Origin of the sequence: Catenuloplanes japonicus (assembly GCF_000717135.1) — a bacterium.
GTDB lineage: Bacteria > Actinomycetota > Actinomycetes > Mycobacteriales > Micromonosporaceae > Catenuloplanes > Catenuloplanes japonicus.
Window position 1 is genome coordinate 1 of the sequence record NZ_JNXY01000082.1, and the last position, 1,193, is coordinate 1,193.

Sequence of the window (1,193 nt, forward strand, 5' to 3'; positions counted from 1 at the left end):
CACGGGTGCCCAGGTTCGTGGTCAGGATGATGACCGTGTTCTTGAAGTCCACGATCCGGCCCTGACCATCCGTCAGACGACCGTCCTCCAGAATCTGCAGCAGCGTGTTGAACACATCCGGGTGGGCCTTCTCGATCTCGTCGAAGAGGACCACACTGAACGGCTTGCGACGCACCTTCTCCGTCAGCTGACCACCCTCGTCGTAACCCACGTAACCGGGAGGCGCACCCACCAGACGCGACACCGTGTAACGGTCGTGGAACTCCGCCAGCGCCTTGGAGAGCTCGGTCTTACCGACGCCGGACGGGCCGGCGAAGATGAACGAGCCGGACGGACGCTTCGGGTCCTTGAGGCCCGCACGCGTACGCCGGATCGCCTTGGAGACGGCCTTCACCGCATCCGACTGGCCGACGACGCGCTTGTGCAGCTCGTCCTCCATGCGCAGCAGGCGCGAGGTCTCCTCCTCGGTGAGCTTGTAGACCGGGATGCCGGTCCAGTTACCCAGCACCTCCGCGATCTGCTCGTCGTCGACCTCACTGACGACGTCCAGATCGCCGGCCTTCCACTGCTTCTCCCGCTGGGCCTTCTGCGAGAGCAGCTGCTTCTCCTTGTCGCGCAGCTGGGCGGCGCGCTCGAAGTCCTGCGCGTCGATCGCGGACTCCTTGCCGCGGCGTACCTCGGCGATCTTCTCGTCGAACTCGCGAAGGTCCGGCGGCGCGGTCATCCGGCGGATGCGCATCCGTGCGCCGGCCTCGTCGATCAGGTCGATCGCCTTGTCCGGCAGGTAGCGGTCGGAGATGTAACGGTCGGCCAGCGTGGCGGCCGCGACCAGCGCCGCGTCCGTGATCGAGACCCGGTGGTGGGCCTCGTAACGGTCGCGCAGACCCTTGAGGATCTCGATGGTGTGGGCCAGCGACGGCTCGCCGACCTGGATGGGCTGGAAGCGGCGCTCAAGGGCCGCGTCCTTCTCCAGGTGCTTGCGGTACTCGTCCAGCGTGGTGGCGCCGATGGTCTGCAGCTCGCCGCGGGCCAGCATCGGCTTGAGGATGCTGGCGGCGTCGATCGCGCCCTCGGCCGCGCCCGCGCCGACGAGCGTGTGGATCTCGTCGATGAACAGGATGATGTCGCCGCGGGTGCGGATCTCCTTGAGCACCTTCTTCAGGCGCTCCTCGAAGTCACCGCGGTACCGCGAG

The 1,193-nt window shown here is 67.1% G+C and carries 1 protein-coding gene; it reads right to left on the bottom strand.

Translation table 11 applies throughout. The features are described 5' to 3' along the window. Nucleotides 1-1,193 (bottom strand): AAA family ATPase (locus OP04_RS48065; protein ID WP_033346800.1); only part of this gene is annotated, 1,193 nt, incomplete at both ends.